6 protein-coding genes, 1 tRNA gene and 1 pseudogene are annotated in these 7,227 nt (G+C 63.0%); 5 read left to right on the forward strand and 3 right to left on the reverse strand.

Annotated elements, in window-relative coordinates:
* Positions 1-17: 17 nt before the first annotated feature.
* From nusA to KBY85_RS02000, 4 genes are all read left to right on the forward strand, one after another.
* On the forward strand, positions 18-1,406 hold the full coding sequence (gene nusA, locus KBY85_RS01985) for a transcription termination factor NusA (protein ID WP_254959878.1): 1,389 nt from the start codon (positions 18-20) through the stop codon (positions 1,404-1,406).
* A complete protein-coding gene (locus tag KBY85_RS01990; RefSeq protein WP_106502372.1) occupies positions 1,403-1,681 on the forward strand; it encodes a YlxR family protein in 279 nt (92 codons plus the stop codon). The genes nusA and KBY85_RS01990 overlap by 4 nt, the downstream gene beginning before the upstream one ends.
* A gap of 83 nt (positions 1,682-1,764) precedes the next feature.
* A complete protein-coding gene (gene infB, locus KBY85_RS01995) occupies positions 1,765-5,115 on the forward strand; it encodes a translation initiation factor IF-2 (protein ID WP_254959879.1) in 3,351 nt (1,116 codons plus the stop codon).
* A 5-nt stretch (positions 5,116-5,120) separates the two neighbouring features.
* Complete coding sequence (locus KBY85_RS02000) at positions 5,121-5,888, forward strand: low-complexity tail membrane protein (RefSeq protein WP_254959880.1); 768 nt, start codon at positions 5,121-5,123, stop codon at positions 5,886-5,888.
* Here KBY85_RS02000 and KBY85_RS02005 read toward each other — a convergent pair.
* A complete protein-coding gene (locus KBY85_RS02005; protein ID WP_254959881.1) occupies positions 5,805-6,059 on the reverse strand; it encodes a DUF3493 domain-containing protein in 255 nt (84 codons plus the stop codon). The genes KBY85_RS02000 and KBY85_RS02005 overlap by 84 nt on opposite strands.
* Before the next feature lie 51 nt (positions 6,060-6,110).
* Between KBY85_RS02005 and KBY85_RS02010 the strand changes: the two genes are divergently transcribed.
* Positions 6,111-6,182 (forward strand) — tRNA-Thr (locus tag KBY85_RS02010).
* Positions 6,183-6,228: 46 nt separating this feature from the next.
* Here the strand turns inward: KBY85_RS02010 and KBY85_RS02015 are convergent.
* Both KBY85_RS02015 and KBY85_RS02020 read right to left on the reverse strand, forming a co-directional pair.
* Positions 6,229-6,858 carry an AAA family ATPase gene (locus tag KBY85_RS02015; RefSeq protein ID WP_254959882.1) on the reverse strand — a complete coding sequence of 210 codons (630 nt, stop codon included), beginning with the start codon at positions 6,856-6,858 and terminating at the stop codon, positions 6,229-6,231.
* 151 nt (positions 6,859-7,009) lie between these two features.
* Positions 7,010-7,227 (reverse strand): annotated as a pseudogene (locus KBY85_RS02020) (photosystem II q(b) protein); the annotation flags it as partial.

Raw genomic sequence — 7,227 nt, forward strand, 5'->3', positions numbered from 1 at the left:
TTTCTCACCCCTGATCCATGGCCCTGGTTCTGCTCCCCGGTCTGAATAACCTGATCGAGGACATCAGCGACGAGAAGAAACTTGCGCCCGCCGTAGTGGAGGCTGCCCTGCGGGAAGCCCTGCTCAAGGGCTACGAGCGCTACCGCCGCACCCTCTACCTCGGGATCAGCGAAGACCCCTTCGAAGAGGACTACTTCTCCAACTTCGATGTGGGCTTGGACCTGGAGGAGGAGGGATACCGAGTTCTGGCCTCGAAGATAATTGTTGAGGAAGTTGAGAGCGAAGACCACCAGATCGCCCTTGCCGAAGTGCAGCAGGTTGCCGATGACGCCCAGATCGGCGACACGGTGGTGCTGGATGTCACCCCGGAGAAAGACGACTTCGGCCGCATGGCCGCCGCCACCACCAAGCAGGTGCTGGCTCAGAAGCTGCGTGACCAGCAGCGCCGCATGATCCAAGAGGAGTTCGCCGACCTGGAAGATCCCGTGCTCACCGCTCGGGTGATCCGCTTCGAGCGCCAAAGCGTGATCATGGCCGTGAGTTCTGGCCTGGGTCGCCCCGAGGTTGAGGCCGAGCTCCCCCGCCGCGACCAGCTGCCGAACGACAACTACAGGGCAAATGCCACCTTCAAGGTGTTCCTCAAGGAAGTGAGCGAGGTGGCGCGGCGCGGCCCCCAGCTATTCGTGAGTCGCTCCAACGCGGGCCTGGTGGTCTATTTGTTCGAGAATGAAGTTCCCGAGATCCAGGAGGGTTCGGTCCGAATCGTCGCCGTAGCCAGGGAAGCCAATCCCCCTTCCCGATCAGTCGGCCCGCGCACCAAGGTGGCCGTCGACTCAGTGGAGCGCGAAGTTGATCCAGTGGGTGCCTGCATTGGCGCCCGCGGCTCCCGAATTCAGCAAGTGGTGAACGAGCTGCGTGGCGAGAAAATCGACGTGATTCGCTGGTCGCCCGACCCGGGCCAGTACATCGCCAACTCCCTCAGCCCGGCAAGGGTTGAGATGGTGCGCCTGGTCGACCCTGAAGGCCAGCACGCCCACGTGCTGGTTCCCTCCGATCAGCTCAGCCTCGCCATTGGCCGCGAAGGCCAGAACGTGCGTCTAGCCGCCCGCCTTACCGGCTGGAAGCTCGACATCAAAAATGCCGGCGAATACGACCAGGCATCGGAAGATGCGGTCGTGGCTGAGCTGATTGCTCAGCGGCAAGAGGAGGAGGCTCTTCAGGCCGAAGCCGAAGCCCGCCTTGAAATCGAACAGGCCGCCCGAGCCGAGGAGGATGCCCGTCTGCGGGAGCTATATCCGCTGCCAGAAGACGAAGCCGGTTACTACGAGGAAGAGGAGGTGGCCGAGGCCGAATATGAGCCCGCTCCAGAGGAGGCGCCCCAGGCAACCGAGGCAGAGGCCCGGTGAGTCGCCGTGCCGTGCTTCGGCGCTGCGTTGCCTGCCGCGCGCTGCTGGATCGCCAGCAGCTTTGGCGGGTAATTCGGCTGGCCGAAGGGGGACTCGGGTTGGATCAGGGCATGGGCCGTTCGGCCTATCTCTGCCCCAACCAGGCGTGTCTAGAAGAGGCGAAACGACGTAAGCGTCTGCAGCGGGCCCTGCGCTGCCAGGTTGCAGATGCAATTGTCGAAACGCTGGAAAAGCGCCTGACCCCAGGCGCCGATCTCGCCTCTGAGGCAAGATGAACATTGGCCGCAGCGCGCGTGCGGCCTGGTGTGCCCCTCGGCCCCGCATGGCGGCCCTTGGGCCCCGACCCATGGAGACCTGAATGACCAGCAGCGGCAAAGTCAGAATTTATGAGCTGTCCCGGGACTTAGGTCTGGAGAACAAGGACGTGCTCGACGCCGCCGAGAAGCTGGGGGTTGCGGCAAAGAGCCATAGCAGCTCGATCAGCGACGACGAAGCGACACGGATTCGCTCCTTGATCGAGGGCGGCTCGAACGGCAGCAAGGCGGCGGCGCCGGCCTCTGCAGCTCCACCGAAAGCGATCCTCTCCGTCAAAAAGGCTGAGACCACCGCTGTCACATCACCCGCCCCTCCCCAGCCAGCCACCAGCCCCCGGCCGGTCGCTCCGGCGGCAGCCAAGCCGGTCATGCCACCGGCCCGTCCTGCCGCAGCTCCTGCGGGTAAGCCAGCCCAGCCCAACAAGCCGCCCTTGGCAAGCAAGCCACCCCTGGCCTCCAAGCCACAAGTGATTGCCAAGCCTCAGCTGGTCTCTAAGCAGCCGGAGGCTGCCAAACAGCCTGAGCTTGTAAAAGCACCAGAAGCTGTAAAACAGCCGGCGGCTGCCAGCAAGCCCATTTTGGTGAGCAAGCCACCGGCACCTAGCAAGCCACCGGCACCAGCAAGGCCCGCTGCTGCCTCACCCAGCAAGCCTGTGGTGATTGCATCCAAACCAGCTCGCCCCGCCACACCAGCCCCGTCCCGCCCGGCCCCTGCAGCCCCGGCACCAGCTGCGAGCCGCAAACCGGAATTGCCGATGCGGCCAGCGCCCGGCAAGCCCCAGCTGGTAGGTAGGCCCATCAGCACCCCTGCGGGCACCACCAGCAGCCGCCCGGCTCCGCCCGCAGGCAGGGCGCCCCTGAGTCAGCGTCCCGCCAGCCCCCAACGCGCTGGCGTGCCAGCTCCAACCCGTCCCGGCCAGCCTGGAGCTGGGGGCCGTCCTGGCCCAACCCCATTGGAGCTTGTCGGCAAGCCGATTCGCCGCGATAGCGCAGCCCCTGGAGCACCTACTGGCCTGGGAGCTCCCGGTCGCCCGGCTGCACCTGGCCGTCCGGGTATGCCAGCCGGCATGCGCAAGCCAATGGCGCCTGGCGAGCTGATGCAGCTCCAGAAGCCCTCCGGCCGCCCCACAGCTCCGCCGCCGCGGCGCCCCGGCGACCGCAGCGAAGCCCCAGCAGGTGCACCCAGCAGCCCCGGCGGCACCCCGGAACTGGTGCGACCTAGCGCAACCCCGCCAGCAGCCCCCAGAAGGCCTGGCTTCCGGGCGCCAACTCCCGCTGGTGCAGCAGGACGCCCCCGTCGCCCTGACTGGGACGACAGCGCCAAACTGGAGGCCCTGCGCAGCCGCACGCCGCAAAAGCAGCGCACCAAGGTTCACATCATCGGCGAAAACGATGATGCGCTCACGGCTGAAACCGGTGGCTACGCCGGTGAACAGGAGGCCTATGTGTTGCAGGCCAGCCTGGCCCGACCGGCCAAGCCCCGCACCGCACCCGCCCCTGCCGCCAAACCCATGGCGGCGATGCGCAAGCGCAAGAAGGAAACCACCCGCCAGAGGCAGCGCCGCCGGGCCATGGAACTGCGGGCAACCCGCGAGGCCAAGGCCGTTCGGCCCGAAATGCTGATCGTGCCGGAGGGCAACCTCACCGTGCAGGAGCTGGCCGAAAAGCTCGGCGTGGAAAGCTCCGAGATCATCAAGAGCCTCTTCTTCAAGGGCGTCATCGCCACGGTGACCCAGAGCCTTGATCTCTCCACAATCGAAGCGGTGGCCGAGGAATTCGGCGTACCGGTACTCGAAGACGACGTCGAGGCAGCGGCCGCCAAGACGGTCGAGATGATCGAGGAAAGCGATCGCGCCCACCTAATCCGTCGCCCACCCGTGGTGACCGTGATGGGCCACGTCGACCACGGCAAGACCAGCCTGCTGGACGCAATCCGCAAAACCAGGGTTGCAGCGGGCGAAGCCGGCGGCATCACCCAGCACATCGGCGCCTATCAAGTCGAGATCCCCCACGCAGGCGAACAACGCAAGATCACCTTCCTAGACACCCCGGGCCACGAGGCATTCACCGCCATGCGGGCCCGCGGCACCAAGGTCACTGACGTGGCTGTGCTGGTGGTGGCAGCCGATGATGGTGTTCGGCCCCAAACCCTGGAAGCCATAAGCCATGCCCGGGCCGCCAAGGTGCCGATCGTGGTGGCGATCAACAAGATCGACAAGGAAGGCGCCTCCCCCGACCGGGTCAAACAGGAGCTCTCCGGCCTCGAACTGGTGGCTGAAGACTGGGGTGGCGACACTGTGATGGTGCCTGTGAGCGCCCTCAGAGGTGAGAACGTCGACAAATTGCTGGAGATGATCCTGCTGGTCACCGAGGTGGAAGACCTTCAGGCCAACCCGAACCGCATGGCTCGGGGCACCGTGATCGAGGCTCACCTCGACAAGGCCAAGGGTCCTGTTGCCACCTTGCTGATTCAGAACGGCACCCTCAAAGCTGGTGACGTGCTGGCAGCCGGCCCGGTACTGGGCAAGGTGCGAGCCATGGTGGATGACACCGGCAAGAGGGTTAAGGAGGCAGGTCCTTCCTATGCCGTTGAAGCCCTCGGCTTCAGCGAAGTCCCAACCGCTGGCGACGAATTTGAGGTCTATCCAGATGAGAAGACCGCCCGCTCGGTGGTGGGCGACCGCGCCAACGAGGCACGGGCCACCCGTCTTGCCCAGCAAATGGCTTCACGCCGGGTTTCCCTAGCCTCGATGTCGGGCCAAGCCAGCGAGGGCGAGCTCAAGGAGCTCAACTTGATCCTCAAAGCTGACGTGCAGGGCTCCGTGGAGGCGATTCTCGGCTCCCTGGAGCGGCTCCCTCAGGGCGAGGTGCAGGTGCGGGTTCTGCTCTCCGCACCGGGCGAGATCACCGAAACCGACGTCGATCTAGCCGCCGCCTCCGGCGCCGTGATCGTTGGCTTCAACACCTCCATGGCCCCTGGCGCCAAACGCGCCTCCGATGCCACCGGCGTCGACGTGCGCGACTACGACGTCATCTACAAGCTGCTGGAAGACATCCAGATGGCTATGGAAGGCCTGCTGGAGCCGGAGTTGGTGGAGGAGTCCCTCGGCGAAGCCGAGGTGCGCGCCGTATTCACCATTGGCCGCAGTGCCGTGGCTGGTTGCTATGTGACCAGCGGCAAGCTGCAACGCAACTGCAAAGTGCGGGTGTGGCGCGGCAAGGAGAAGGTGTTCGAGGGCGACCTCGACTCCCTGCGTCGCAACAAGGACGACGTCAAGGAAGTTGCTACCGGCTTCGAGTGCGGCATCGGCACCGACCGCTACACCGGCTGGCAGGAAGGGGATCGGGTGGAGGCGTTCAAACTGGCCACCCAGCGCCGAACCCTCACCATCTGACCTCCGTGAACCCCCGCAGCGAGCCCCTGCTCTGGCTCCAGCTGGTGGCCCTTGGGGCCGTGCCACTGGAGCTTTTGGGGTTGGTACTTGTGCTGGCGGGGGCTGATCCTGGCCCCCTGCCTGGGCTGGAGCGGATGCTGGCCTGGGCAATCGGCGCCCTAGGGCCAGCAATCCTGCTCTGGCAGCGCCCAGCCGACGTTTGCTCTTTGCTGGTAATCCAGGTACCAATCAAAGCCAGGAGCGGGGCCCAGCTCAGCTTGGCGGCACTGCAGAGCAGCCTGGTGCACAAGCTCCTGATGGCAGCTGGCGCTGCAGCCCTGCTGCCCCTTTTTTGGTGGATAGACCAGCACGCCGCCCTAGCTACGCCGCTCTCCCCACTGGCCGCCAGCCCTCGCTTCGTGAGTCTGCTGGTGGCCTGCCCGCTGCTAGCAGTAATTACCTGGCAGTGGCAACAGCTGATCCAGGCAAGCGCCCTGCTAATCCGCAACCCCGCCACCCTCCCTGAGCGTCCACCCCTGAGCCTGCAGCAGCTCGTCAGCCAGCGAATGTCCCTAGGACTGCCCCTGTTGCTGCTGAACCCGCTTCTGACCACCCAGCCGGTTGCCAGACAGGCAGCACCAGCCAAACCGGTAATTGACGACTTGCCTGCTGCTCGAGCAGCAGAGGTTATCGTCCAACCTGAAGCGTCTTCAGTCGCCGACACGGTTGCGATCCAACCAGAAGAGACTGCCGAACAAGCTGAGCGCACCGACCTGGATCAGCAAGTCGGTTGAGGCAACTTCAGCTCCGCTTGCCAATCGCATTGCCATCGTTGCTAACCCCACAGCACCAGAAGCTGCCAAGGCCACCCAGAGACCGCGCCGCAGACCACGCCAGGGGGTACGAGCTTCTTGGAGCAACCTCGCCTTAAGGGCGGGATCAATTGAATCTGGCTTGGATCCCATCACTTACCCGTCCCATCAAGGCCAACCCCTGAATGCTAATTTCATTGAGCTGCCGGTGTAGCTCAGGGGTAGAGCAACTGATTCGTAATCAGTAGGTCGTCGGTTCAAATCCGATCACCGGCTTAAAAAATAACATCAATAGCGAAAGCCTGATCACAGCTCCTTAACGTCAGGGGGTTTCGACCTGCACTTGCTCAACCGCCTGGGCCAACTGCAGCAAACGGTGCTCGGGCGAGCCCACCAGCTCAATTAACAACGGCGGACTCGTTTTCGGCAAAATATCAAAACGACCATCTCGATAAATCTGCTTAAAAATAGCGTCTACCTCGTCGCGGTAGGAATGATCGACCGGACGAATACCGTCATCCTCCATGGCCACCGGCCAATCATCAGACTGAGGCACGAAGGCCAAGATATCAAGACGATCTAAAGATTCCCTTACCGCAGAGACCATTGACATGACGAAGTCGTCATCAATATCAGTCGAACGCTGGTTTGCCGTGTACTGGGAATAGGCAATGTAATCAACTGGTGCCCTGTCAAAGATGACCTGCTGGGCAGGCGTGGAATAGCGATTAAGACGGCTAATGCTGTAGTAAAGCTGAATCCCGTTATGCAATCGCGTGGAGGCATCGCGAAAAAGAATCTCATAGGGACCCCGCAAGCTAAGAACTCGATATGGCTCCTCCTCGCGCATGTAGTCGCCATTAAGCGCAACCCAATCATTTACGACCGTGGACTTCCCGAGGGAATGGGATCCAGAAATAGCAATCCGCATGGCCGGCGCCAACTTGCGCATTCAGGGTAGGGGCTGCTCTGATGTTTTTCCTATTTGCGGTTGATATTCATCCTGCCCACCAAGCCCAACCACCCATGCAACAAAAAAGCCCCCTTATTCAAGGGAGCTTTTGGGATTCCGTATTACCCAGCCGTAGCTGGGCTGTTGACTATCAACCGATTGCAGGTGCGGTCAGTGCCACGGGTGTGGCAGTAGCAGCAGCAAGGTCAAGCGGGAAGTTGTGAGCGTTGCGCTCGTGCATTACTTCCATACCCAGACCAGCGCGGTTCAGAACGTCTGCCCAGGTGTTCACCACACGGCCTTGGCCGTCGAGGATCGACTGGTTGAAGTTGAAACCGTTGAGGTTGAAGGCCATCGTGCTCACGCCAA

It is taken from the genome of Cyanobium sp. BA5m-10, from assembly GCF_024346255.1.
Lineage (GTDB): Bacteria > Cyanobacteriota > Cyanobacteriia > PCC-6307 > Cyanobiaceae > Cyanobium_A > Cyanobium_A usitatum.

What these genes read in the sequence shown, in the direction of transcription:
- KBY85_RS02005 (WP_254959881.1), bottom strand. Translation starts at nt 6,059, where the DNA reads ATGGGATCCAAGCCAGATTCAATTGATCCCGCCCTTAAGGCGAGGTTG.
- KBY85_RS02015 (WP_254959882.1), bottom strand. Translation starts at nt 6,858, where the DNA reads ATGCGCAAGTTGGCGCCGGCCATGCGGATTGCTATTTCTGGATCCCAT.
- infB (WP_254959879.1), top strand. Translation starts at nt 1,765, where the DNA reads ATGACCAGCAGCGGCAAAGTCAGAATTTATGAGCTGTCCCGGGACTTA.
- nusA (WP_254959878.1), top strand. Translation starts at nt 18, where the DNA reads ATGGCCCTGGTTCTGCTCCCCGGTCTGAATAACCTGATCGAGGACATC.